The following is a 25,884-nucleotide window of genomic DNA, read 5'->3' on the forward strand; positions in this document are numbered from 1 at the left end:
ACTAGCTCCGGCAATCGTGGCGGGCCCGAGCGCATGCTAGAGTGGCCGCTCCCGAGCGCGACGCCACGGTGGGCGCGCCCGCCTGCGCAAGCGGCTGGCCTGGCGGCTGGCGCTGTGTCCGGGGCTTGCTGGCCGCTGCTGGAATCGGCCGCAGCCATCAGGTGCTGCCGGGACTGGTGCTGGGACTGGTGCCGGTGCTGGCGCCGTGGCCGGCGCCAGCTGGGCTCAGGCGCCGTAGTGGGCGGCCTGGGCTGCGCCGGGGCGGCTGCTGCCGGCCTGGCGCGCTGTCAGGTAACGCTGCAGCGCATCGTCCAGCGTGGGCATCAGCGAAGCCCGCTCGCTGCCCAGTGCCGAATAGCGCGGCTGCGCAGCCGGCATGTCCAGCGCCGCGCCGGACAGCACCGCCAGCGTGGCCGTGTCCACCCCGGCCAGCCCGGCGGCGCGGCGGGCCAAGTCGGCCCAGCTGAGCGCGTCCGCATTGCTCAGGTGCCAGATGCCGCTTTCCTGGTCGATCAGCAAGTCCAGGCAGGCCTGCACCAGGTCGGGCACATAGGTGGGCGAGACGATCAGGTCGTCCGCCGCCGAGAACGGCATGCCGGCGGCCAGCGCCTCCAGCGCCAGGGTGACGAAATTGTGGCGGTCCCAGGGACCGAAAAAGGCGCTGGTGCGCACCAGCAACGCCTCCGGATAGACTTCCAGCACGCGCCGCTCGGCCTCGGCCTTGCTGCGCCCGTACACGTTAAGCGGCGCCACCGGATCGCTTTCCACATAGGGCGCGCCCTTGCTGCCGTCGAACACCAGGTCGCTGGAGAAATTCATGAGCCGCAGCCGGTGGCGCGCGCACGCGGCCGCCAGCACCGCCGGCCCCTGCGCGTTATCGCGCAGGCAGCGCCCGGCGTCCCGCTCGGCATCGTGCACCCGCACATAGCCGCCGGCGTTGATGATGGCCCAGGGCCGGTAGCGGGCGATGGCCGCCTCCACCGAGGCCGGGTCGGCAATGTCCATTTCCTGGCGCGTCAGCAGCTGCACGGCAATGGCGCGCTCGCGGCAGATGCGGGCGAAGGCGCTGCCCAGCGTGCCGGCCGCGCCGCTCACCAGGATGGGCTGCGGCGTGGGCTGGGCGGTGGCGCGCGCGGCCGGCAGCAGGGCCAGGCCGCCGCCGCGATCGGGCGTGCACAGCAGGCGGCCGGGCCGGCGCCACCAGCCCTGCCCCTGCAAAATGGGGCTGGACGGCGCGCGGCCGGTGGCCAGCTCGCGCAGCAGCCCGGCCAGCGCGGTCGGGCGCGGCGACGGCGCGCGCAGATCGAAGGCACCGTTCTCGTAATAACCCTTGCACTCGGTCACCAGGCAATTCCAGTCGAACGAGCCCAGCAGCGACCAGGCCGTGACGGCGCGCACGTCCACGCCTTCGCGCCGCTGCTCCTGCGCACCCTGCCATACTTCCAGGAACCAGCGCAGCTGGTCTTCGCGGTTGGCGTCGATGTGCGCCTCGGTCACCGCCAGCGGCAGGCCGTAGCGCTCCCAGGCCTCGCGCAGCAGCGGCCCGACGCCGGCCGTGGGCGTGGCCAGCGCGCGCGCGGCCTCGATGTCCACAAAGCCGTGCTCGCCGGCCAGCCCGGCCGGGTAGCGCTCGGCGCGGTGGTCCAGCCAGCGCTCGCTGGTAACGTAGTAGTCGCCGCCGATAATGTCGGGCGCGCAGCCCTGCTCCTGGAACCATTCCAGCTCCTCGGGCGCGACGCCGTTGCGCAGCATGTAGGGCCACAGCGCATGCGCGGGGCCGACCATGCCGCACAGCAGATCCCACGCCAGCCAGCGCCGCTCGTTGTAGAACGCCGCCCACTCGGTGAGCGCCGGGGTGCTGTAGGTCTTGCCCAGATCGTCGGTCTGCACCAGCTTGGCGCGCGGGTTCACGGCGCGGATCGCCTGCATCGACAGCACCACACCCTTGCACTGGTTCAGCAGCGCGCGCAGGAACACCTTGTCGTCCTTGGCGTGCGGATACCAGACGCCGTACAGGCCGCAAAACCGTGCCGTGGTGCACGGCTCGTTGACCGGCGTGTAGTACTCCAGCCAGGGATAGCGTTGCGCCACCGCGCCGGCGTATTCCGCCAGCTGCTGCGGGAACGCCGGATCGACCAGGCTGGTGTGGCGCGGCCCGCTGCCGTGGTGCATCAGGCCGGCGATCGGCTGCATGCCCAGGTCGCGCAGCGCCGGCAGGCGCTCGTCCGGCAGCGACCAGTCCGCGCTGGCCAGCCCGTCCGGCGCGATCAATTCCCACAGCACCGGATAGCGCAGCATCTGGATGCCGAGCGACGCAAAACGGTCCAGGTCGCTGAGCCGGCCGGCGTGGCCGTTGTACTCCATCTGGTTGAAATACTGCTCGCGCACGCGGTTCACGGTGGCCTCCAGGCCTCCCCACAGCGCCAGCCCGGGTGGTTCTCCATCCTGGCGAATATCGCCCGTCGTCTTCTGGTTCATGGTCTTGGAAAAGAATAGATCGGGTGACCAGTATGTCGGCAAAGACTAATGGTTGACGCCGCCTTGCCTTTTGTTATTTTTCTGCGCCGCCATAGCGGCGGGCATCCGTGCGCGCCGGCGCGCGCCACTTCGCTAAACTCTCGGCTTGGCAAGCGGCCGCAGGCAACTGGCGGCGGTCGTGTCGGGAGGGAAAGCAAGGCAATGCGTTCGATTTTCATCCACAACGGCTGGCAGGACTGGGCCACGGCGCTGGCAGTCGCGTTCGCGGTGCTGACGCTGCTGTACGCGTCGCGCTGCGTGGTGGTCCGGCAGCTCAGCGCGCGCGCCGAGCGCGCCGGCGCCGGCGCGGCGCAGTGGCTGCTGCGGCTGGCGCGCTCAAGCCTGACGGTGATCATGCTGATCCTGTCGCTGTATGCCGGCAGCCTGCTGCTGGAGCTACCCAACAAGTACGAGGCGCTGCTGTGGCGCATTGCCGTGACGGTGCTGCTGCTGCAGGCCGCCATCTGGGGCGACACGGCAGTGCGCGCCTGGCGCGCGCGCCGGCGCGACGGGGCGCCGGAGAGCACCGCCGGCGCGGCCTCGGCAGCCATCATCGACTTCCTGCTGCGCATGCTGATCTGGGTGGTGTTCACGCTGATGGTCCTGGACAACCTCGGCTTCAACATCACCACCCTGGTGGCTAGCCTGGGCATTGGCGGCATTGCCGTCGCGCTGGCAGTGCAGAACATCCTGGGCGACCTGTTGGCCTCGCTGTCCATCGTGCTGGACAAACCGTTCGTGGTGGGCGACTTCATCATCGTCGGCGAGCAGCTCGGCACGGTGGAATCGATCGGCCTGAAGACCACCCGCCTGCGCGGGCTGGGCGGCGACCAGATCATCTTCTCCAACGGCGATATCCTGCGCTCGCGCATCGGCAACCAGACGCGCATGGAAACGCGGCGCGCGTCCTTCACCCTGCGCCTGCGCTACGGCACCAGCGCCGAGCAGCTGGCCGCCATCCCCGAACTGATCAAGGAACTGGTGCTGGCCCAGGAACAGACCGCCTCCTTCGAGCGCGCGCACCTGTCCGCACTGGGCGAATGGTCGCTCAACTTCGAGGTGGTGTACTGGATCAAGACCGCCGACTATTTCGTCTACATGGATACCCAGCAGGCGATCTACCTGGGCCTGGTGCGCGAGCTGGCCGAACGCGGCATCGAGTTCGCGTGCCCGGTGCGCATGATCGTGCACGAGGGGCAGGAGATGCCCATGCCGCGCGAGGCGCCCGCGCGCGCCGCCTAAACGGCGCCGCCCTACAGGCTGGCGCGGCATGCGCCTACGGCCGGCCGCGCGGGGCAGTCTTAGCATGATTTGGCAATCACCCGAACCAACGCAACCAGCGGAGGATATGATGGAACAGAAACCGAAACAGCAGAGCAAGCAGAACAGCGAAGGCAACCAGCAGCGCTCGTATGACGAAGGCGGCCACCAGGGCGGCGGCGCCCACGGAGGCCAGCACTCGGGCGGGCTGGGCGGCGAGCACGGCGGCGGACTGCACGACGTCGGCTCGGCGCAGGGCGGCATGACCGGTCGCGGCGGCATGGGCGGCAACGACAGCGGCCGCGATGGCAGCAGCCCGGCGCCCGGCCGCCAGGGCCAGCCGCAGGGCGATCCGGGCGATCCGGCGGACGACCTGATCGGCATCGACGAACCAGCCGAAGTGCAGCAGAGTGCGCAGCGCGAAGGCATGGGCCACCACCGCCACAGCGGCCGCGCCAACGAGCAGGCGCTCGACACGCCGAGCGACGAGGGCGACCTGGGCAGCCACCGCCCAGCCGCCGGTAAGGCCAACCGCTAAGCGGACTGCGGCCGCGCCGCCAGCCGCTAGCCGGTAGCCGGTCGCCGGTCGCCGTTAGTGCTGGCTGCTGGCTGCCGGCTGCCGGCCTGCCCCTGTCCGGGGCCGCTTGCGCGGCCTCAGGCGCCCATCATGCCCTGGCCGCATACGCGTATGGTCTCGCCGCTGACGCCGCAGGCGCCCGGGCTGCACAGGAAGGCCACCAGTTCCGAGGCGTCCCTTGGCTGGCCGGCTTGCATCAGCGCGTTCAGGCGGCTGCCCACTTCGCGCGTGAAGAACGGCAGCTTGGCCGTCATGGCGGTTTCGATGAAGCCAGGCGCGATGGCGTTCACGCAGATGCCGCGCGGCGCCAGCAAGGGCGCCTGCGCCGCCGCGTAGCCGATCAGCGCCGCCTTGGTGGCAGCGTAGTTGGTCTGGCCGAAATTGCCGGCCACGCCGCTGATGGAAGACAGGTAAACGATGCGCCCTTCGTCGCGCAGCAGGCCGTCCGAGAGCAGCGCCTTGTCGATGGCGGCGATGGCGGCGAAGTTGATGTTCACCACCAAGTCCCAGTCCTCCGGCTGCATGTTGGAGAGCGTGCGGTCGCGCGTGATGCCGGCGTTGTGCACCAGGATGTCCAGGCCGCCGCCCTGGCTGCGCAGGAATTCCGCCAGCTGGGCCGGCGCGCCGGGCGCGGCGATGTCCAGCGTTAGCGGAATGGCGCCGAACTGGGCGCAGGTGCTGCGCAGTTCCTCGGCGGCGCCCGCCACGTCCAGGCAGATCACGCGCGCGCCTTCTTGCGACAGGCGCTCGACGATGGCCTTGCCGATGCCGCGCGCGCCGCCCGTGACCAGCGCGGTCTTGCCGGCCATGACCTGTTGCCACGGCAGCGCAGCGGGGACCGCATCCGTGGCAGGCCGTGCCGCTGCAACCCGCGCCGTGACGCGCACGGACTGCCCGGACACGTACGTGGCCTGCGCGCCGCAGAAGAAGCGCACCAGGCCGGCCAGCCTGCCCGTGGCGTCGTCGGCGACATAGGCCGTGTTCACGCAAATGCCCTTGCGTCCCAGTTCCTTGCCCAGCGAACGGCTGAAACCTTCGATGCCGCGCGCCACGGCAGCGCGCAACGGATCGCCACCGGCTCCGTGCAACGGCGCGGTAACGAGCACCCGGCCATTGCGTGCGATGCGGCGCATGATGGGATGGAAAGCGTCGTACAGCGCGCGGTAATCGGCCGGCGTGCGGCAGCCGGTGGCGTCCATCACCACGATGCCGGCCTGCTGGCGTTCCCCGTCCGGCAGCGCTGCTGCCACGCTGGCGCCGGCATCCTCCAGCGCGCTGCGCAGCGCATCCGCCGCATACCCGCCGGCTGCCGCCAGCAGCAACGCGCGGCTGCCTTCGAACGGCCGCGCCTCATAGCCGCCGGCCACGCGCGCCAGCGCCACCGGCTTGGGCAAACCCAGCGCGCGCGCAAACGGCCCAGCCAGGCGGCTGCCGTGCAATTTCATCAGTATGTCGCTCATGCCGCTTGTCCTTGGTATCGCAGTAATTCGGATAATCGGCAATCATAACCGAGCGCGCCCGGCGCGTCAGGCCCTCAGCAGGCGGCCCGCTGGCATCGCACGTTGCGCGTCGAGGCGCTTGCGCATGGCGCGGCCGGGCAGCGCAGCATCGGCGTGGCCGACTTCGGTGCGGAAGACGCTGGTGACGCCGGCCAGTTTTTCGGCCTGCTCCTTCAGCGATTCGGACGCGGCAGCCGCCTGCTCCACCAGCGCGGCATTCTGCTGGGTCACGTCGTCCAGCTCAGCCACCGCCTGGTTGATCTGGCCTATGCCCATTTCCTGCTCATGTCCCGCTGCCGCGATTTCGGCCATGATGTCGGCCACGCGGCGTATGCTGGCGACAATTTCCTGCATCGTGGCGCCGGCCTCGCCAACCTGCTGGCCGCCGCTGTCCACCTTGGCCACCGAGTCGCCGATCAGGGCCTTGATATCCTTGGCCGCTTCCGCGCTGCGGTGCGCCAGGCTGCGCACCTCGGACGCCACCACGGCAAAGCCGCGCCCCTGCTCACCCGCGCGGGCAGCTTCCACCGCCGCGTTCAAGGCCAGGATGTTGGTCTGGAAGGCGATACCGTCGATCACGCCGATGATGTCTTCGATACGGGTGGACGAATCGCGGATGGCGCCCATGGTGCAGATCACGCTGCCGACGATGGCACCGCCTTTGACTGCAATGTCGGAGGCCGCCTGTGCCAGCTGGTTCGACTGGCGCGCGCGCTCGGAATTCTGCTGCACGGTGGCCGTCAGCTCTTCCAGCGATGAAGCGGTTTCTTCCAGGCTGGCGGCCTGCTGTTCGGTGCGGCGCGACAGGTCCAGGTTGCCTTCGGCGATTTCATGCGTGGCAGTGGCGATGGACGCGCTGCCATCGCGCACGCCGCGCACCATGGCCGCCAGCTTGGCCTGCATGGCGGCCAGGCCGCGCATCAGCGCCGCCATTTCGTCATGCCCGTCCGCAGCGATGCGGCCGGACAGGTCGCCGTCCGCAATCCGAGTGAAATGGTCCACCGCCTGGATGATCGGGCGCAGGATGGAACGTAGCAGCGACACGCAGGCGACCAGCATCAGCAGCACGCCGCCGGCGATGGCACCCAGCGTCAGCCACAGGCGCTGGCTGTACATCGCCTGGCTGGCGTCGAACTGCGCGCTGTTGCTGCGGGCCTGGAACTCTGTCAGCCTGGCCGCGCTCTCGGACAACGCGGTGAACAGCGGCTGCATCCGTTTCATGGTGATGGCGTCCGCCTTGGCGGCGTCTCCCGCCTGCACGGCCACCGCCAATGGATGGAAGCCCTCCTCGACGAACTTGCGGCGACGGCCGTCCATCTCGTCCGACAGCGCTTTTTCCTCGGCGGTTTGCGGCAAGGCCAGGTAGGCGGCCCAGGCCTTGTCCGATTCGGCCACGAAGGTCGCTGCGCGCTGCAAGGTCTTGGGCGCGTCCGGGTCTTCGGGGTGCATGGTCACGCGGTCCATGGCAAGCCGCGCGCGGCTCAGCGACAGCTGCGAATTGAGGATCGCGATGGCCGACGGCATGGTGTTGGCATTGACGTCGCGCAGGCTGGCATTGATGGTGTTCATGCCGTGCAGGCCGCTCAGGCCGGTGCCGACGATCAGCAGGCCAAGCAACAGCATGGTGGAAATAAGACGCAACCGGATGGTTGTTTTGGCAAACATGTGGAACTCCGTTTTCAGGGCAATGCCATCGTCCGGCGCTGATCCGGGCGGAACGATGCTGTCACCTGTGAGTGATGCTGAAACGGAGGTTGGGTTTCGACATGCGAATGTTTCTAGGTTGCATCTATTCTAACGGTATGTGCTGCCCAGGTCAATTTAATCGCGCCCCGGGCCAGCGCTGGTACGCTTCCAGCGCTTTGGCAGGGCCGTTGCTGAACCAGGCGTAGCCGTTGCGGCGTTCCAGGCTAATGGCGTTGACGTCGTCGTGGATGCTGCGGTCGCGGTCGCCGAAGATGGGCTTCATGGTGGCGATGTCGTAGTAGCGCGACCAGAGCGGGCCGGCTCCGGGCCTGGCTACCAGCCTGCGGCCGTTGACCGGGTCTTTGCCGGTCCATTCCACGTCCCGCAGCGCGGCACGCTGCAGCCAGGCTGCGGCCGCGCGCACGGCGGCCACGGAGTCCGGTTCGGGATCGGGAAGGCTCATGAGCAGCATGGCAAGGCTGGCGCTTTCGCCGCTGGCCAGCGCGGGCGGTTCGAAATTGCGCGCGCCGACGGGGGCAAGCGTTATCGGGTCGTGCTGCTGGCACCATGCGGTGCGCTTGCCGTCCACCACGATCTGCGTGGCGACGATCAGCCGCACTGCCCTGGCGGCGGCGGCGCGCGCTTCGCCGGCAACCGCAGGCGGAACAAAGGCGTAATCCCCCTTTCCTGCAGCGCCTTTGCCTGCGGAGATCTCGTTCAACAGCGACACCACGCTGGACAGGGCGTTGTCGTTGAAGGTGATGGCGTCATGGTAGCCGCCTTGCAGCGGGTAGATCTGCGGGTAGCCGCCGTTCGGGTACTGGGCGTTAAGCAGGTAACGCAGGCCCTTGGCAAAGGATGCGCGGTAGGCGTCGCCGTCGGCGCCGGGGGCCTGCGCCTGCACGCGTGCCAGGAAGCGCAGCTCGGTGGTGGTGGCGTCGTTGTCGATGGTGCCGACGAAGTTCCAGGCGTCCTTGCGCGGCGGCGAGCCGGGCACCATGTCGTCCACCACGTAGTGCTGGCCGGGCTGGCGCGGCGGGCTGGCGCGGTCGGCGTTCTTGCCCCAGCCGCCGGCCGGCGTCTGATAGCTGAGAATGTTGGCGGCGACCCGGCGCGCGTCGGCGCTGCCATACCACGCGGCCGGGCGGTTCAGCGGCATGCCGCCGTCGTGGCTGGTGTTGTGCGGCGGTGCTGGCACTGCTGCCTTGCCCGGCGCGGCCTCGCGCTCCGCAGCCAGCGCGGCCTTGTCGGCGGCCATCAACGCGCGCGAACGCGCCAGGTAGGCCAGCCAGGCGCCCTGCTCCGCCGGCGCTGCGGCGGCAATGCGCGCTTCGCTGAGCGCTTCCGGCGTCTGCATATAGCCGATGATGCCGGCGTGGGCAGCGAGCGGCACAACGCCCATTGCCAGCAGCGCGGCAGCGGTGGCAGCCGCGAGTGTTTTCTTGATCATGGAATCCTCACAATGCGCAACGCCATATAGGGCCGGGCCGGCAGCGGAATGCTGCGGCCGTGCTTGTCGGCGAAGGTGTAGTTGTCGCGTTTGGCGATCTCGAAGGTCCCGTCCACCGGCGTGACCGTCATGTTCCAGGTGTCGATGACTTCGGCCCGGAACTTCATCCCATCCTGAAGACCGGTCTTGAACAGCACGAACGGCCACTCCTTCGGCGTGCCCAGCCCGAAATAGCCGAGATAGTATTCAGCGTGCTTGCCCGCGAACGGGTGGCCTTGCCACTTGTCTATCGGCTCCAGCCCTTCCGCCGGGCTCTCGCTCAGGATCCTGCGGAAGAAGGCCAGGCGCGGCGGGCTGGTGCCCTTGAACACGCCGCCTTTGGCCAGCCACACCATGCCGTTCGGGTCCTCGTAGCTTTCACTGTGGCCGACGTAGGTGCCGGCGATAGCGCCCATCCAGAAGCGCAGCACCATTTCCTCTGGCTTGAGCTGGCCCCAGCGGCGCGAGAAGTTGCCCTCGTATTTGACTTCGTCGTACACCACCGGCTTGTTGTAGACGTCGCGGAACAATACGGCGCGCTCGTAATCTTCCGCGATGGCGCCGCTTTGCACGCTCACGTGCGTTACCCAGGGATGGGTGTGGTTGTAGAACACGAAGGCGTTGTGGATGGAGCGCAGGTGCTGGTAGGGATCCTCGCGCTGCACGGTCTGGAAGTAGCTGTCCCAGTCTGCCATGGTCTTCTCCTTGAGGAAATCAAACTCGTTGGCCATGGACCACCACACGTTACGGTAGGCGCCCAGGCGCGCAACCACGTAGCGCAGATAGCGCTGGTTCACGTCGGCCGGCAGGCGGTCGAAGCCCCAGTAGCCCTTGTCGTAGGGGTGGAACAGGATCAGGTCCGCTTCGACGCCGATCTCGCCCAGCTGGTCGACGCGCTTTTCGAGGTGGCGGAAGAATTCGGGATTGAAGCGCGTGAGGTCCCAAGCCTTGGGCGGCTGGCCGACGAACGGGAAGCGCGGCGGCTCGCTTTTGTCGTCGTGGTTGGGAAAGATGGCCATGCGCAGCTTGTTGAACGGTGCGGCTGCCAGCGTCTTCAACGTCTGCTGCTCAAGCTCTTCGGTCTGGTGCGCCCAGGCGTAGCTGGTGGTGCCCACCTGCCAGAACGGGGTGCCGTCCTGGTAAGCGAAGTGGCGCACGTTGTGCACGCGCACCGGACCGTGATTGCCGGCCGACGGCGCGGTGGCGGTCACCTTGCCTTTGCGGCCATTCAGTTCCGCGCGGTTGCTGTGCGTCTCGTATGTCCAGTCGCCGGTTTCGGGCGGCATGAACCGGATCTTGTACTGGTCCTCGCCGTCGTAGAAGCCTGCCACTTCCAGGGTGCGTGCGCCCTGCCGGAAAGTGGCGGACAGCTCTACGTCCATGAAGGGATTACCCCCCGACGGGCCGGACAGGGCGATTTCCGCCCTGCCCCAGCGCTCGACGGTGGCCTGCGCCCCGGTTTGCGCCGTCGCCAGCGGCGCGGCAAGCGCGAGGCCGAAGGCCAGCGCCAGCAGGAACAGCTTTTTCATCATCAGTTTCTCTTTCATGGCAGCGGCCTGAATCCTTCGGCGCGCACGGTCCAGCCTTTGGCGGGGAAGCCGGGAGCTGCGCCGGCGGGGGCACCGTCCCAGCCGCCGGCCATCAGCGCGACAGCGGCCAGCAGCGCGCCGTTGCCGGGAAGGTAGACCGGCAGGCCTTTGTTGGGGTTGTGGCCGGCCTGCGTGTAGCTGTTGTTGGGACCATCGGACTTGAGCAGCACGTTCACGGCCTGCTCCGTGGCGCCCAGGCGGGCGGCGGTCATGGCGATCATGGGGTAGTCCCAACCCCAGATCTTGGTGGCCCAGTCCCATTGGGCCAGCACGGCATCCAGCGTGCGGCGCATGGTGTCGCGGTCCACGCCATCGCCGGGGAGCTGGCCGAGCGCCATCAGGAAGGATGGGTGGTCGTGGCGGCTGTCGACGTTGTCCCAGGTGTCCGGATGGGATTCGACGGCGACGTATTTGCCGTCTTTTTGCGGCAGCGCGGATAAATGGGTGCGCTTGTGTTCCCAGTCCGGGTCGCGCGGCAGGCCGGCGCGCTCGCGCCACTGCTGCGCCTTTTCCAGGCCCCAGGCCCAGTAACTGAGTTCGTAGGCGGGGTTCATGCTGGTGGATTGGTCGTAGATCTCTTGCGCGATCCAGAGCGGCGGGCCAAGCACGTAGCGCTGGCCGGCTTCGTCCCAGTGCAGCATGGAGGCCATGGCTTCCGCTGTTTCGGAGACCAGTTCCCCGTAGCGCGCCACGGTGGCGGGGGTGGGCTCGGCGCGGTAGAGCAGCTCGGCCAGGTGAATGGCGTGGGGCTGGTTCCATGCGATCAGCGGGTTGCCGCCGGGGCTTTCGCGGCCTTCGGGGCCGGTCATCTTCATCCAGCGGGCGCCTTTCAGGCCGCGCTCGGCGGCCACGGCGCGGGCGGAAGGCAAGGTACGCTGATACCAGGAGAGCGTGCGGGCGGTGTAGGCCGGGCGGCCCCACAGCGCGAAGTGCGCCGTGTGCCACCAGACCATTTCGGTGTGGTGCTTGCCGAACCAGGTGGCGGTTGTCAGGCCGCTTTCCTGGGCGGGCAGGTCGTCGCCAAGCTGGATGGCGGCCAGGTATTGGGACAGCACCACTCGGCGCTCCAGCTCGTGCGCGCGCGGGTCGGTGCTGCCGCTGAAGTCGACGGCGGCGCCGGATTGCCAGTAGGCGCGCCAGTGGGCGGCGCTGCGGGCGAACACGTGGGCAGCGTCCGGCGCAGCGCCCGGACCGGCAGCGGCTGGCGCCGCGGGCATGGCGGCGGCAGACGCACCGACGGCAGGGGTGACGGCAGGCGTGGCGGTGGCGGCGGCGGTTGTGGCGACGGGTGGGGCGGCGGGCGTGGCGATGGCTGGCCTGGCGGCAGACGCTACGGCGGCGGCTGTGGCAACGGGCATCGCGATGGCGGGCGTGGCGGCAGACGTGACGGCGGCGGCGGGCGTGGCGGCGGGGAGTGCGCTGCGCTGGGTGAAGGTGAGCGTCAGGTCGATGGTGCGGCCTGCGGCGGGGGCGATGTCGAAGCTGTGGGGGCCGCTGCGCTTGATGGCCAGCGGCTCGCCGGCTGCCAGGGTCATGGCGTAGCGGGATGCGTCGCGGCTGTGTTCCACCGACAGCGTGCGCGCCGTTTGCGCCAGCACGGTGGTCTGGTGGTCGCCGGGCCTGGACCAGTCCAGCGGCGGGTTGTGCCTGGCGGCGGCGAGGTCGTAGCCCAGCGGCAGCGCGATGCGCACGGCCACGCGCGTCCCGCCCTGCCCCCTGCCCTCGGCGAACAGCGGCGTTTCGATGCGCAGCGCCAGGGTGTCGCTGTCGGGACTGACGGTGCTGCGCACGCTGACCGGCTGGCCGAGCAGCGTGACGCGGCTGTCCAGCTGCCCGCGCCATAAATCCAGGCGCTGGTCCACGGCGCTCACGTCGGCTACCGTCAGCGGGCGCGCGCCCTCGCCTGCCATCACGAAGCTGACCTGCGGCAGCGGCTGGATGTGCGGATTCTCGCGCAGCCATATGCCGGCCGGCGTGGTGGACCTGGTGGGATAGCCCTGCGTGCGGCCATGCGCGGTGAAGTCGCGGTTGGCGTCGGTCAGCTTGTAGCCGTTCGGATTGGCGTTCGCGTGCCAGGACCAGCGCGCCTGCGTTTCCAGCGGCGTGCCGCCGGCGCGGTAATGTTCGGGAAAGGTTTGCAGACCGGTGACGTCGGCCGTGAAGCAGAAACGGCCGTTGCCCACGCTGAGCGGGGCCATGGTGTCGATGGCCGTGAGGTGCGGCGAGTGCCGGGCGGCCAGCGCCTGGCGGTCGATCGGAGTGGCTGCGAAGGCCGGCGCGCCTGCCGCCAGCGCAAGAATGAATGCAATATCAACGATACCGGCAATACCAATACCGGCGATACGAGCGAGCCTGCGGTGCGTCATGGCGGAATGCGGCCTCCTGTCTGTGCGCGCCGCAAAGCGCGCCGGTGCAAGCAAGCGCGGCCCCGCACAAAGCGGAGCCGCGCCTTTCAGGCAAGTTCCTTAGAACTTGTATTCAGCCGACAGGCGGTACACACGCCCCATCATGTCGGCCATGCTGGTCACGTAGCCGCCGCTGTAGATGCTGTTGGACGTAAGTGGCGGCCATTCCTTCGTGATGTTGTTCACACCCAGGCTGATGGTGGTGTTCTTGAAGCCCTTGTAGCGTACGTTCAGGTTGTACTGGCTGTACGAATCCACCGTGGTCAGCGAGGAACCGGCGCGCGGCGTCAGGTCGTTCAGGCCGGTCTGGAAGCGCTGCGACAGGGTGCTGCTCCAGTCGCCGGTGTTGTAGGTCAGCGCCGCAGTGTACTTCCAGCGCGGATTAATCTGCGGCATGCCGGCCAGGCCGGAGTTTGGACCTGCACCGCCGAAGCGGCCATCGTTGGTGATGATGCCGATGTTCGACAGCCATGCACCATCCTTCTCGCTCTGGAACTCATACTTGTGATACCAGGTGGCGTCGATCTTGGCGTTGAAGGTGCCGATGCTGGTGGCCGGGAAGCGGTAGCTGGCCGACACGTCCGCGCCACGGATGCGGGACTGGCCACGGTTGGCCTGGCTCGCCACAATATGGTCGATCACGCCGTTCGAGCCGCGGATGATGTACTCGGCGTACTTGGTCGGGTTCTGCTGCACTTCGGCGATGGTCAGCGCGCCCAGTACATCCTTCAGCTTCAGGCCCCAGTAGTCCACCGTCAGCGCCAGGTCCTTGACCGGCTCGTAAGCGCCGCCGAAGGAGAAGCCGCGCGATTTCTCAGGCTTGAGGAAATCGTTGTTCGGCGTCTTGGTCCAGTAGTTGGTGGTCACGTTGCAGACCTGGTCGGCGGTGTAGCCGGGCTTCGGCGTGCCGGTGCCGGCCACGGTCGGCTGCGAGCTTGGGCACAGCACCGGATCGTCCATCACCTGGGTGCGCACTTCCGGCGTCGGATTCTGGATGTCCATGATGGACGGGGCGCGGAAACCGGTGGACAGGGAGCTGCGCAGCACCAGCGACGGAATCGGCTGCCAGCGCGCGGCCAGTTTCGGATTGACGGTGGTCTGCTTCAGGTCGTCGTAGTGGTCGGCGCGCACCGAGCCGTTCAGCAGGAAGCTGGACGTCAGCGGCGCATCCACCTCCATCACCAGCGAGGAAATGTCGCGCTTGAGCTTCTTGGCCACGCCTTGCGGGGTTTCGCCCACCAGGTCGGACTGCACCACGTTGCCCGACGCGTCGATGTTATAGCTGCCGTCGGCCTTCTTCAGCACATAGTCCAGCGGCGCGTTGAAGGTGCGGGCCGAGTCGCGACGCAGTTCGCCGGACACCGCCAGTGTCAGGTCGCCGCCGCCCAGCGCCATCAGGGCGCGCGAGAACGTCACATCCACGCTCTTGTTGTAGGCCTTGTTCAGGCGGTAGGTGTAGTCGGTAGCCTGGATGTCGCGCAGGTATTGCGCGCCGGCTTCGTCCTGCAGGCCGAACGGATTCAGGATGCCCTTGTCGAAGCCTTCCTGCGCCTTGGAGTACAGGATGTAGCCTTCGCCTGCGCGGGTGTCGCGCTCGGAGGCGCCGTAGTTCAGGCCTGCGCGGTAGTCCCAGCCCAGCACCTCGCCTTCAGCCGACAGCACGATGCGGTTGTTGGTCTGCTCGTCGTTGCGGTAGGCAGGTCCCAGTTCGGCCGGGCCCCACTGGAAGAAGATGGTGCGGTTGTTCAGATTCAGGTTGCTGACCGTGCCCGGCGTCTTGGTGCTGTCGATGAACATGGTCGGCGTGTTGGCGCCGGTGTTGCTGCCCACCACCTGCACCGCCGGGGTGATGCCCTTGCCCGGGTAGAAGCGGCTGGTGGACGGCAGCGAATACGAGGTGAACGGCTGCGTGGCGCCCGGCACCTGCATGCCGCGGTACTTCTGCACGGTGAAATTGCTGCGCAGGATATCCAGGTCGAGCTTGTGCCCGCCCGGCAGGTTCCAGCTGGCGCGTGCGGCCACGTTGGTGATCTCGCTGCCGTCGGTGATGGCGTTCCAGTACAGCGGATTGCGGAAGCAGCCTGGCGCATACACCGGCGGCGTGTTGGCGCTGGCGTTGCCCAGCGTCGGCAGCGCGTACGGCGAGGCGCAGCCGGTGGCGAAAGCCGGGTTGTAGTTCGAGTTGGCGGCGCGGGTGAAGCCGAAGTTGGCGATCGGGCTCGGGTTGCGCGCGTCCGGCAGCAGGCCCAGGCCCAGCGTGCGCAGGATCTCGGGGTCGTGCTGCTCCGGGCGGTCGGCCTGGAACAGCGCGGTCTTCTTCTGGTGGTCGACGGCGATGTAGGCGTTGAAGCCATCCTTGTTCAGGTTGCCGTAGCCGAAGATGGCGCCGATGCTCTTGGTGTCGCCGCCGCCGCTCATTTCCGGGGTGGCGTATTCGGCCTTGATGGAGGCGCCCTGGTAGCCGCGCTTGGTCCAGTAGTTCTGCACGCCGCCGATGGCGTCCGCGCCGTAGATGGACGCGGCGCCGCCGCTCAGGGTTTCCACCCGGTCCAGCGCCATGCGCGGGAACACGTTCACGGATACATACTGGTCCTGCAGCGGCTCATTGGCCAGGCGGCGGCCGTTCAGCAGCGACAGCGTGCGCATCGGGCCCAGGCCGCGCAGGTTGGTGACGGGGCCGGCGGCGCCGGAGTTGGTGCCCAGCGACAGCGACTGCGGCTGCTCCAGTACCAGGTCTTTCAATTCGGTGTGGCCGCGCGCTTCCAGCTCGGTGGCCTTGATGGTGGTCAGCGGGGTGGCGCCTTCGTCCGCCACGCGGCGGATCAGCGAGCCGGTAACGACCACGGCCTGCACCTGCTGCTCGCCTGCCGGCGCGCTCTGGGCATAGGCCGGGGCGGCCATCTGCAGCACCGCCAGGCTGACGGCTGCCGCCAGCGCTGCACGTTGCAAATTCGGTTGTCCTGTCTGCTTCATGGGGGGTCTCCTCCTTAAGGTGTCCGATCAAACTGGCTTGATCAATCTTTTATTTGGTATAGCCAGATAGTAAATTGGTTAGACCACCTTAACAAGAAAAACATCACAGTTCAGGCCAGACCGGCTACGACGTTGCAATTTGTCCACATCCTTGCAAAGCCGCAGCCAGCCTGGTTTGCGCGGCTAGGCCTTGGCGCGCGGCGGCATGGGCAGCGGTGCGGCGCGGTCCGGCATGGGCGCGCGGTCGGGCGGCGTCAGGCCGGTCACCATGTCGGCGATGCGCACCGAGGCGCCGGTTTCAAAACATCGGTTGGCGGCCACGCCCACCAGGATGGAATAGGCGCCGGCGCGCTCGTCGGAGACGCGCTTGTACTTGTCCGCCGGGGCGTCGCCGAAGATCTCCTTGAGCATGGCATCGTCCCCGCCGCCATGGCCGCCGGTGCCGGTCCAGGGTTCGATATCGCGGGCGTTGCCGCGCAGGGGTATCACGCGGATCTGCACGTTGTTGCTCTTGCTCTGGATCTCATTGGCGCCCGCCACCCCGGCCGATTCCACGATGCGGTGCTCCAGGCGGCCCTTGGTGCCGTTGAAGGCAATGTGGTAGCCCTCCCACGCGTCGTAGGCCGACAGCGCGTAGTTCAGCTGCGTGCCGTTGTCGTACTTGACCATCACATTCATGGTGTCTTCGATGTTGATCTCGGGACGCCACACGCACTGGTCGCGGAAGTAGCCGTCGTGCTTCTCGTTCTCCAGGTAGAGCTCCTTCAGGCCGTTGTCCGCCGCCAGGTCGAAATAGAAGCTGCACTTGGCCTTCTCGGTGCAGGTCAGGCAGCGCTTGTGGGCGCCCTCCAGGCCCAGGCGCTTGGCCATCACCGGGGTGTAGAACTGGCGCGAACCGAAGGCGTGCACCAGCTCCGGCTGCGCACCCAGCCACCAGTTCACCAGGTCGAAATGGTGGGTGGACTTGTGCACCATCAGACCGCCGGAATTGGCCTTGTCGCTGTGCCAGCGGCGGAAGTAGTCCGCGCCGTGCCGGGTGTTGAGCAGCCAGGTGAAGTCCACCGACAGCACGTCTCCGATCTCGCCGCTCATCAGCAGGTCCTTGACCTGGGTGCGCGGCGGCGAGTAGCGGTAGTTGAAGGTGACGCGGATGTGGCGCCCGCTGCGCTTGACCGCATCCAGGATGCGCTGGGCCTTCTCGGCCGTGGTGGTCATCGGCTTTTCGGTGATGACGTCGCAGCCTGCATCCAGCGCGCGCACGATGTAGTCGTCGTGGCTGGCGTCGGTGGTGGTGACGATGACGAATTGCGGCTTCGTGTCGCGGATCATGCGCTCGAAGTCGTCCGGCGCGTAGGCCTTGGGCGCGCTTGCCCCCGTAGCGGTGATCTTCTTCACGGCCAGCGCGGCGCGGCCCGGATTGCGGTCGCAGACGGCGACAATTTCGTTGCGCTCGCGGTAGGTGCCGGTGATGGCCCCGGTGAACATGCGCGCCCGCGAACCCACGCCCACCACGGCGTAGCGCTTGCGCGCCTCCGCCGCGAAGGCGCCGTTCACGCCTGCCGCCAGCACCAGGCCGGCGGCCCCCGCCGCCTTCAGAACAGTGCGCCTATCCATCGGTCCGAAACCTTTTTCGTCCATGCTGTGTCCCCTAACTTGTCATTTTCAGGCAATAGTGCCGGGAACATGGTAGCCCTGGGCGGAGGCGGCGGCAAGACCAATTACAAAATTGGCTGGACCAATCATGGAAGTGATCAGTTCGGCTGGGCGGCCTCCCGCAGGGCCAGGGCCAGCAGCGTGTCCGAGGTGTCCAGGTGGTGCGCGAACCAGCCGGGCAAGGCCGCCAGCGCCGCGCGGCAGGCGGCGGCATCGCCCAGCGGCAGGGCCCGCAGGGATGCCAGCAGGGCCGCATGCTGGGCCGCGTGCCGGGCGTGGCTGTCGCAGCCCAGCGCCTTCATCAGGTCGTCCTCCACCCCGAAATCCGACTCCAGGTCGTCAATCAGGCCAATGAGGCCAGCCGCCAGTTCAGGCCCGGGCTGCTGCAGCAGTTCGGCTACCTGGTCCAGCAGCGCATCATGAACTTCGGCGAACAGGGCGATATCGGCCGCTTGCGGATAAGGCGCCATGTCAGCCCTCCTTGCCGTCGATGCGGGCGCTGGCCAGGTAGGGCCCATACACCAGCGCGTAGGCGGCGAAGGCCACGCTCCAGCAGGCCGCGCTCAGCAGCAGCAGGGCCGTGTGCAGGCCGTCCAGCCCTTCGCGGCCGTTCAGCAGCGCGGCCGCCACGCGCGACAGTGCTCCCAGCTGCACCAGCACGAACATGGCTGTCTCCGCCCTGCCCGCCTTCAGCATGCGGCCAGTGTGGCCCAGGGTGGTGCGCGTCATCATGCCGATAATCAGGCCGGCCATGGAGCCCACCGCCAGCGCGTGGAAGGCGGCGCTGGACGACACCAGTCCCAGCGCGGCCAGCGCGATCAGCAGCATGCCCGCGCCTATCCAGGCGTAGGACAGGTGCAGTATCCACAGCAGCGGCACGCGCAGGGTGCGCAGCGGCTGCCAGCGCCACAAGCGCAGCAGCACCAGGGCGCCGGCGGCGGCGGCCAGCGGCGCCTGCAGCCAGGCCGGTGCGCCTACGGTCCACGCCAGGCCGGTGGCGGCCAGCAGGCCGATCGACACCTGGTCGGTGCGGGCGTGGCTGACCGGCGCCGTGCCGGGCGCGCCGTTGCGGGTGAACATGGGAATGACGCGGGTGCCGATGGCGGACTCCATCACCACGATCAGCAGGATGGCGGCCTGCACCGCCCTGCCCGGCCCCACCGCCAGCCAGCCCAGCGAGGCCGCGTGGTAGACCGCGTTGGCCAGCGCCATCAGGGCCAGCAGGCCGACCAGGAAGTAATTGCGGCGGTTGCCGCACTGCCGCATCACGCGCCACAGCGGCCACGCGGCCACCGGCAGGAAGGCCACGTCCAGCAGTGCGGCCCACGGCGCCTGGACAGGATGGGCCGGGTCGGCCAGCAGCATGGCGGCGCGGCCGGCCAGCCACAGGAGCACGATCGCGGCCAGCTTGCCGCCGGTGGGCGTCCACAGGCCGGTCCAGTTGCGCCCGGCCGTGTACAGGAAGCCGACGATGACCGCCACCGCCACGCCGAACACCATCTCGTGCATATGCCAGCCGACGCCGACGTGCAGCGCGGCGGGCATGCCGTCCAGCCAGCCGGCCAGGCGCGCCATCCACAGCGGCACGGCCAGCGCGGCAAACAGCGCGGCGGCCAGGTAGAAGGGACGGAAGCCCAGGCGCCACAGGGGGTGGTGCTGGAAATGGGTGGCTGCCTGGACGGCAGCGGGAGGTTCGTCGATGTGCAGCAGGCTCATGATGTTGTGCTCCTGAAAAGCACATTTTCTGCGCGTCCGCAAAGCTTGTGAAGCGCCGTCACGGGCAAAGATGATCCAAGTCAAGGAATACCGAAATACCGTTCAGCCGGTGGGTTTTCCCATCGACTGCGCGGCGCGCTTGGCTTACGCTGACGCCACGATTGAACCTCGATCCCAACCTTGTTTGAAACCGGAGAAAATGATGGAAAACGCAGTATTGAAAATTGAAGGCATGAACGGCGAAGAGTGCGCCGACAAGGTGGCGCAGGTACTGTCCGGCGTGAGCGGCGTGACGGACGTGCGTGTGTCCCTGCTCAACTGCCTGGCCAGCGTGCGCTACGACGAAAAGCACGCCACCCCGCAAACGCTGGCGGGCAGCCTGGCGCAGGCCGGCTACCCCGCCGCGCCAGCCGGCACCGGCGGCGGCTGCTGCGGCGGGTGCTGCGGCGGCTAGCGCTCGCCCGTCAGCCGGTGCTCGACGGCGTACACCGCCGCCTGCACCCGGCTGTTCAATTTCAATTTTTTCAGCACATTCTGCACGTGGATCTTCACCGTGCTTTCCGACAGGTCCAGCGTGCGCGCAATCAGCTTATTGCTCTCGCCGCGCGCCAGGCCGGCAATGATGTCGCGCTCGCGCGGGGTCAGCTTGTCCAGGTCCGATACCGGCGGCGCCGACGGCGCGCCGTGCAGCTGCGCCACCAGCTTGGACGTCATCGCTTCCGCCACCACGGTCTGCCCTTCGGCGGCGCGGCGGATGGCGCGCGTGAGCGATTCGGTATCGATATTCTTCAGCAGGTAGCCGGACGCGCCGGCGCGCAGCGCCACCGCCAGGTCGGTGGCGTCCTCGGACACGGTGAGCATGACGATGGCGCTGTCCGGGCTGTCCTGCAGCATCAGCTGCAGCGTCTCCACGCCGGACATGCCGGGCATGTTCAGATCCAGCAGCACTACCTGAGGCTTGAGCTGCTGCGCGCGTTTGATGCCCTCCACGCCGTCGGCCGCCTCGCCCACCACGGAGAACTCCGGGTGGCGCTGCAGCAGCGAACGCACGCCGCTGCGGAACAGGGTGTGGTCGTCGACCAGCAGCACGGTGATGGGAGTGTCGGCGGATTGCATGGATTACCTTTCTGCGGTGTGGGTGGGGTTCACGCGGCGCGGCGCGCCGCCTTGGGCAGGTGCAGTTCAACGCGGGTGCCGGCGCCCGGGCTGGATTGCACTTCGAGCCTGGCGTCGATGCGCTGCGCCCGCTCGCGCATGATGTGGATGCCGACGTGGCCTTCGCCGCGCTCGGGCAGTTTTTCAGGCGCGAAGCCGGCGCCGTTGTCCTCGATGCTCAGGCTGAAGTCCTGGCGGTCCTGCAGCTGCACCTTGACCTGGCTGGCGCCGGCGTGCTTGCGCACGTTCGACAGCGCCTCCTGCACGATGAAGAGCAGTTGCAGCTGCTGCTCGCGCGGCAGCGGCGCGCCGTCGCTGTCGGCCACCAGCTCCACCGGGATGCCGGTCTGGCGGCGGAACTTGTCCACCGTTTCCTGCAGCGAGGTGGCGATATTCCCCTCGGGCAGGCGGGCGCGGAAGTTGTGCAGCAGTTCGCGCACGTCCTGGTAGCTTTCCTCCACGCCGGCGCGCAGCTGCGGCACGATGGCGGCCGCCTCGTCCTGCTCGCCCGCCTCCAGCGACTGCTCCAGCATCTGCACTTGCAGGTGCAGGAAGTTCAGGCCCTGGGCGATGCTGTCGTGCAGGCCCTGCGCCACCAGGTTGCGTTCTTCCGAAATGGCCATCTCGCGCTCGCGCCCGGCCAGGCGCTGGTTCTCGATGGCTGTGCCCAGCAGCTGGCCCAGTGTGTCGAGCAGCGCACGGCGCCGCTCGTCGATCAAAGTGGGCTGGCGGAAGTGCAGGTTGAAGAAGCCCAGGTGCTGCTGCTGGGCGTAGATGTGGAATACCGACACGGTGGCATAGCCCTCGCGGTGGCAGCGCAGGTCCATGGCCGGGTCGAGCCGGCGCATGTCGTGCACCACAGACACCTTCTGCTGCACCGCGTCGCCGCACAGGCAGTCGCCCACCTTGATGCAGTGCTCGTCCTCCACCAGCTCGCTGGAGATGCCGCGATGGACCAGCATGTGCAGGTTGCCGCGCAGCGGGTCCAGCATGCGCACGGTGCCGCCGTCGGCGCCGAAATAGTCGCACAGTCGCTGCAAAAAGCCCTCGCACAGCGCTTCGGCAGGCTGCGGCTGCTGCAGGAAAGCGGCGGCGTCGTACAGCAGCGCCAGTTCGCGGTTCTGCTCTTCCAGCGCAGCGGTCTTGCTGCTGACCAGGTCACTGAGGCCGCTGTAGACGCGCTGCAGCCGGTCGGCCATCTGGTTGAAGCCCACGGTCAGCTGGCCCAGTTCATCCTGGCTGTCCACCGGCAGGCGCACCTCGAAGTCGCGCTCGCGCATGCGCTCCATGCCGGCCTGCAGCCGGGTGACGGGCGTGACGATCATGTTGAAGAACAGGTAGATGATGCTGACCGTACCCACCAGGGCCAGCGCCAGCAGCACCAGCTGCGAGGCGCGCAGCCAGAAGGTGCGTTCTTCGCTGTCGCGTTCTATCTGCTGCACCAGGCTATCGGCCGCCGCCACGAAGCGCGCCGTGCGGCCCTGCAGCATGCGCACGTCGGTGGCGCTCAGGCTTTGCTGGCGCATCAGCGTGGCCGCCAGCGGCGCCAGCTCCTCGCGCCACTGCCGCTCCACCACGTTGAAATTGCTGCGGATGACAGACGCGGGAGGCAGGAACAGCGGCCGGCGCGGGTCGCCGTGGCGCAGCTGGTCCAGCGTTTCGCCGATGACTTCGGCCTGCAGGCGCACTTCCTCGCGCGCCGCGGCCGCATCGGGACGTTCTTGCAAATTACTCAACTGCATACCCAGCTTGTAGCTGTGCATGCGCAGGCTGCCGGTCACATTGATGGCGGCCGCGCTGCCTTCCAGCTGCCAGGACAGCAGCAAGGTGGCGCCGATCACCAGCAGGGCCACGGCCAGGAAACTCACCAGCACGCCGACGATGCGGGTCGACAGCTTTTGCCAGGCCGCAAACAGCGGCGGACGCGCGCCGGTACCCCCGGCAGCGCGGCCTGCTGCGATGCTCTCTGCCATGGTGTTCTCCCGGTTGCGCTGCTGTCCAATAAGCAGCTACGTTAAGTATACACGGCAGCGCCCGCCTGCTAGCCTCCCGTTTGCGACATGAAACGAATGATTTTCTGCGGCTGGCGGCCGAAATCGTGCTGCTGCGGCTTCAGTTCGATGGCGGTGCGGATCGCCTGTTCCAGTTCGGTGTCGCTGGCGCCGCCGCGCAGCAGCGGCCGCAGCTCGAATTTTTCCTCCTGGCCCAGGCACAGGTACAGGGTACCGTCCACCGACAAGCGCACCCGGTTGCAGGTGGCGCAGAAGTGCTGCGACAGCGGCGTGATGAAACCGATGCTGACCTGCCCGTCCGGCGTGCACAGGTAGCGCGCCGGTCCGCCGCCCAGTTCCAGCGCCTGCGGCCGCAGGCCGAAGTGCTGCTGCAGGCGGCGCTGCACCGGTGCCAGGTCCATGAAACTGGCGTCCTGTCCGCTGGCGCCCATGGGCATCACCTCGATCAGGCGCAGCATGAAGCGCTGCGCGATGCAGAATTCCACCATGGCGTCGATCTGGCTGTCGTTCACGCCGCGCATCGCCACCATATTGATCTTGATCGGGTCGAAACCCGCTTCCCTGGCGGCGGCCAGCCCCTCCAGGATGGACGGCAGGCTGTCGCGTCCCGTGATGCTGCACATGGCCTGGCGGTCCAGCGCATCCAGGCTCACGTTCAGGCGCCGCACCCCGGCCGCGCGCAGCGCCGCCGCATGGCGCGCCAGCCGCGTGGCGTTGGTGGACAATGACAAATCCTCCACGCCGGGCAGCGCAGCCAGGCTGGCCGCCAGCTGCGGCAGGCCGCGCCGGGTCAGCGGCTCGCCGCCGGTCAGGCGCACGCGCCGCGTGCCCAGGCGGGCAAAGGCCCCCACCACCCGTTCGATTTCTTCGAAGCTGAGCCAGTCCGGCGGATCTTCGAAATCCTTGAAATCCTTGGGCATGCAATATGTGCAACGCAAATCGCAGCGATCCGTCACCGACACCCGCAGGTAATCGATGCTACGGCCAAACCGGTCGCTTAACATCGTGATGCTCCTTCGTTCTCGTTAAGCCGATTGTAGCGGCGCGGCCGGCCTTTGCCATTGCCCATGAAGGACTAGGGGACTAGTCCTAAATGACTAGCCCCCTGCCCGCTTCCCCTACACGCCTCTGCTTTTCCCTTCTTGCCTACTGCACCAGCGGCGAATCCGCGCCTTCCAGCTCCACGCCTTCGATCGCGGCGCGGCCGGCCAGGATGCGCATGTACTGGTGCAGCGCGCGCTGCCAGCTCTGGCGTTGCAGCTCGTCGGCGATCTGCGCCGCCACCGCCTCGTAAGGCACCAGATGGCCCGGATCGCTGCGCAGCACTTGCACGATGTGCAAGCCAAAGCGGGTCTCCAGCAGGCGCCCGGCCAGTTCGCCCGGCTGCAGGCGGAACAGCAGCGCCTCGAATTCCGGCACGCACTGGCCGCGCTGCAGCTGCCCCAGGCTGCCGCCCACGGCGCCCGAGGGGCAGTTGGAATAGGTGCGCGCCAGTTCCTCGAAACGCTCCGGATTGGCCTGCAGCTCGGCCAGCAGCAGTTCGGCCGTCTCGCGCAGCAGCTCCAGCGGCGCGGCAGGCGTGACCTGGAACAGGATGTGGCGCGCTTCCACCATGGCGCCGGTGCGGTAGCGCTCCAGCCGGCCCTGGTAATAGCGGCGGCAAGCTTCTTCGGTCACCGGCGGCACCCGCAGCTCCAGCTCGAACAGCGCCTCGATCAGGTCGTCCTCGCTCAGGGCTTCCCCTTCCAGGCCGGCGCCCACGCCCAGGCGCGCCGCTTCCTGCAGCAGCAGCTGGCGCAGCACCACTTCATGCACCGCCTGCTTGAGCGGGTTGGCCGCGTGCTGGTGGTGCGGCAGTTCGCTGGCGATCTGCGCGTCGGTGATGTCGACGCCGTTGATGGCGATACCCATGTTGTTCTCCTTGAATCAGCGCGAACGCACTAGCTGGAAGGCGCGGTTCAGGTACACCAGCGCGCCGAAACCGCTCCACACGTGCACCAGGCGGGTGAACGGGAAGATCACGAACAGCGACATGCCCATGAACAGGTGCAGCTTGAACACCAGCGGCGCGTCCACGATGAAGCCGGCGGCGTCGCCACGGAAGGTCACCACGTGCTGCGCCCAGTTCATCAGCAGCACCATCATGTGGCCGTCCAGGTGGCCGGCCGAGACGAAGATGGAGCTCAGGCCCAGCAACAGGGTCGCCAGCAGCCAGACCAGCACCAGTTTGTCTTTGACGCTGGTGGCGTGGCGCACGCGGTCATTGCCGACGCGGCGCGCCAGCAGCATCAGCAGGCCGATCAGGCACAGGCTGCCCATCACGCCGCCGGCCACCATGGCCACCAGCTGCTTGGCGCCGTGGGTGACGCCCAGCGCATCCCATACGCCGACCGGTGTCAGCAGGCCGGCCGCGTGGCCACCCAGCAGGCCGATCACGCCGATGTGGAACAGCGGGCTGCCCCAGCGCAGCAGGCCGGTGTGCAGCACCTGGCTGGACTCCGAACGCCAGCTGTACTGCTCGCGGTCGAAGCGGACCAGGCTGCCCAACAGGAACACCGCCAGCGCAATATAGGGATAAATCCCGAACAGGAATTGGTGCAGATAACTCATGATTCTCTCCTCAGGGTTGCGCCGCGCCGGCCGTGCGCGGGTAAAAATGAATGGGTTGCTGGCCCCCGGCAATGGGGCCGGCGCCGAGGCCGAAGCCGGCCCCCGGCATTGCGCTGGCCAGCAGCGGCTCCACGCCGTCGGCGCCGGGGCCGAAGGTTTCCAGCGCTTCGTCCATGTCGCGCACCGGCGGCTCGCTCAGCTCCTCGGCCGCCACGGGGCTGAGCGTCTCGACCAGGCCGAACACGCAGGCGTAGGGGCTGCCCGAGGCGCGCAGCTTGCGGCCCAGGTGGGCCAGCACGTGGATGGCGTCGCCCAGCAGCGGCAGCGCGGTGTCCTCGTCCTGCTGCGACAGGAACTCCAGGAACAGCGGCACGTAGTCCGGCAGGTCGTCGCCCACCATCTGCAAGCCGTGCTTGCTGTATTCGGCCAGCAGGTCCACCATGGCCTGGCCACGGTCGCGCGACTCGCCGTGGATATGCTCGAACAGATGCAGCGAGTGGCCAGGGCTGCGGTCGAAGGTCTGCACGTACTGCTGCTGCAGGCCGATCAGCGGCGTGCCGCCCAGGTGGTCGAACAGCGGCTGCAGGCGCGCCTGCCAGTCAGGATGACCCTCCAGCGCCCGGCGCAGCTCGGGCAGCGCGGCAAGCATCTCGGCCTCAGGGTAGAGCAACAGCGCCGACAGCACTTGCAGGCCGCGCATGCCGCCGCGCGGGATGCTGTCCGCAACGGCGGTGTCGTTGGCG

The 25,884-nt window shown here is 68.1% G+C and carries 18 protein-coding genes and 1 pseudogene; 3 read left to right on the plus strand and 16 right to left on the minus strand.

What is annotated here, in order from left to right; all coding sequences use genetic code 11:
* Window positions 1–225: 225 nt before the first annotated feature.
* Window positions 226–2,478, minus strand: coding sequence for a sugar nucleotide-binding protein (locus ASC94_RS14910; RefSeq protein WP_056396152.1), 2,253 nt, complete (start codon window positions 2,476–2,478; stop codon window positions 226–228).
* Between the two features lie 609 nt (window positions 2,479–3,087).
* On the opposite strand from ASC94_RS14910, the pseudogene ASC94_RS34315 reads away from it, so the two are divergent.
* A pseudogene (locus ASC94_RS34315) lies at window positions 3,088–3,621 on the plus strand (mechanosensitive ion channel family protein); the annotation flags it as partial.
* 244 nt (window positions 3,622–3,865) lie between these two features.
* Window positions 3,866–4,315 carry a hypothetical protein gene (locus ASC94_RS14920; protein ID WP_056396158.1) on the plus strand — a complete coding sequence of 150 codons (450 nt, stop codon included), beginning with the start codon at window positions 3,866–3,868 and terminating at the stop codon, window positions 4,313–4,315.
* A gap of 116 nt (window positions 4,316–4,431) precedes the next feature.
* On the opposite strand, the gene ASC94_RS14925 is transcribed toward ASC94_RS14920, so the two are convergent.
* The 9 genes from ASC94_RS14925 to ASC94_RS14965 all read right to left on the minus strand — a co-directional run bounded on the left by ASC94_RS14925 (window position 4,432) and on the right by ASC94_RS14965 (window position 19,364).
* A complete protein-coding gene (locus ASC94_RS14925; RefSeq protein ID WP_056396160.1) occupies window positions 4,432–5,814 on the minus strand; it encodes a 3-oxoacyl-ACP reductase in 1,383 nt (460 codons plus the stop codon).
* A gap of 66 nt (window positions 5,815–5,880) precedes the next feature.
* Window positions 5,881–7,518 (minus strand): methyl-accepting chemotaxis protein, encoded by a 1,638-nt coding sequence (locus ASC94_RS34180; protein WP_056396163.1) that lies wholly within the window; start codon window positions 7,516–7,518, stop codon window positions 5,881–5,883.
* Window positions 7,519–7,669: 151 nt separating this feature from the next.
* Window positions 7,670–8,989: a pectate lyase gene (gene pelA / locus ASC94_RS14935; protein ID WP_229417277.1), complete on the minus strand. Its 1,320-nt coding sequence runs from the start codon at window positions 8,987–8,989 to the stop codon at window positions 7,670–7,672.
* Window positions 8,986–10,575 (minus strand): DUF5060 domain-containing protein, encoded by a 1,590-nt coding sequence (locus tag ASC94_RS14940; protein WP_229417278.1) that lies wholly within the window; start codon window positions 10,573–10,575, stop codon window positions 8,986–8,988. The genes pelA and ASC94_RS14940 overlap by 4 nt, the downstream gene beginning before the upstream one ends.
* Window positions 10,572–12,983, minus strand: a complete 2,412-nt coding sequence (locus tag ASC94_RS33240; RefSeq protein ID WP_056396166.1) for a hypothetical protein — start codon at window positions 12,981–12,983, stop codon at window positions 10,572–10,574. The genes ASC94_RS14940 and ASC94_RS33240 overlap by 4 nt, the downstream gene beginning before the upstream one ends.
* 99 nt (window positions 12,984–13,082) lie before the next feature.
* Entirely contained in the window at window positions 13,083–15,995 is a 2,913-nt protein-coding gene (locus ASC94_RS14950; protein ID WP_082616540.1) for a TonB-dependent receptor domain-containing protein, read from the minus strand.
* A gap of 183 nt (window positions 15,996–16,178) precedes the next feature.
* Window positions 16,179–17,633, minus strand: a complete 1,455-nt coding sequence (locus ASC94_RS14955) for a Gfo/Idh/MocA family protein (RefSeq protein ID WP_056396173.1) — start codon at window positions 17,631–17,633, stop codon at window positions 16,179–16,181.
* 113 nt (window positions 17,634–17,746) lie between these two features.
* On the minus strand, window positions 17,747–18,118 hold the full coding sequence (locus tag ASC94_RS14960) for a hypothetical protein (RefSeq protein WP_056396174.1): 372 nt from the start codon (window positions 18,116–18,118) through the stop codon (window positions 17,747–17,749).
* Window position 18,119: 1 nt separating this feature from the next.
* The gene (locus ASC94_RS14965; protein WP_056396176.1) at window positions 18,120–19,364 is read right to left on the minus strand and encodes an NnrS family protein; all 1,245 of its coding nucleotides are present in this window, start codon (window positions 19,362–19,364) and stop codon (window positions 18,120–18,122) included.
* A gap of 199 nt (window positions 19,365–19,563) precedes the next feature.
* Here ASC94_RS14965 and ASC94_RS14970 point away from each other — a divergent pair, with 199 nt between their 5' ends.
* Window positions 19,564–19,818, plus strand: coding sequence for a heavy-metal-associated domain-containing protein (locus ASC94_RS14970; protein ID WP_229417279.1), 255 nt, complete (start codon window positions 19,564–19,566; stop codon window positions 19,816–19,818).
* Here ASC94_RS14970 and ASC94_RS14975 read toward each other — a convergent pair.
* The 6 genes from ASC94_RS14975 to narJ all read right to left on the minus strand — a co-directional run bounded on the left by ASC94_RS14975 (window position 19,815) and on the right by narJ (window position 25,841).
* Window positions 19,815–20,480 carry a response regulator gene (locus ASC94_RS14975; RefSeq protein WP_056396179.1) on the minus strand — a complete coding sequence of 222 codons (666 nt, stop codon included), beginning with the start codon at window positions 20,478–20,480 and terminating at the stop codon, window positions 19,815–19,817. The genes ASC94_RS14970 and ASC94_RS14975 overlap by 4 nt on opposite strands.
* Window positions 20,481–20,509: 29 nt before the next feature.
* A complete protein-coding gene (locus ASC94_RS14980) occupies window positions 20,510–22,492 on the minus strand; it encodes a type IV pili methyl-accepting chemotaxis transducer N-terminal domain-containing protein (protein ID WP_056396181.1) in 1,983 nt (660 codons plus the stop codon).
* A gap of 68 nt (window positions 22,493–22,560) precedes the next feature.
* On the minus strand, window positions 22,561–23,535 hold the full coding sequence (gene moaA / locus ASC94_RS14985; RefSeq protein ID WP_056396184.1) for a GTP 3',8-cyclase MoaA: 975 nt from the start codon (window positions 23,533–23,535) through the stop codon (window positions 22,561–22,563).
* A 142-nt stretch (window positions 23,536–23,677) separates the two neighbouring features.
* Window positions 23,678–24,442, minus strand: coding sequence for a peptidylprolyl isomerase (locus ASC94_RS14990; protein ID WP_056396187.1), 765 nt, complete (start codon window positions 24,440–24,442; stop codon window positions 23,678–23,680).
* 15 nt (window positions 24,443–24,457) lie between these two features.
* A complete protein-coding gene (gene narI, locus ASC94_RS14995) occupies window positions 24,458–25,141 on the minus strand; it encodes a respiratory nitrate reductase subunit gamma (RefSeq protein ID WP_056396189.1) in 684 nt (227 codons plus the stop codon).
* 10 nt (window positions 25,142–25,151) lie between these two features.
* Window positions 25,152–25,841, minus strand: a complete 690-nt coding sequence (narJ, locus tag ASC94_RS15000) for a nitrate reductase molybdenum cofactor assembly chaperone (RefSeq protein ID WP_056397966.1) — start codon at window positions 25,839–25,841, stop codon at window positions 25,152–25,154.
* Between the last annotated feature and the right edge of the window lie 43 nt (window positions 25,842–25,884).

It is taken from the genome of Massilia sp. Root418 (assembly GCF_001425265.1).
Lineage (GTDB): Bacteria > Pseudomonadota > Gammaproteobacteria > Burkholderiales > Burkholderiaceae_D > Rugamonas.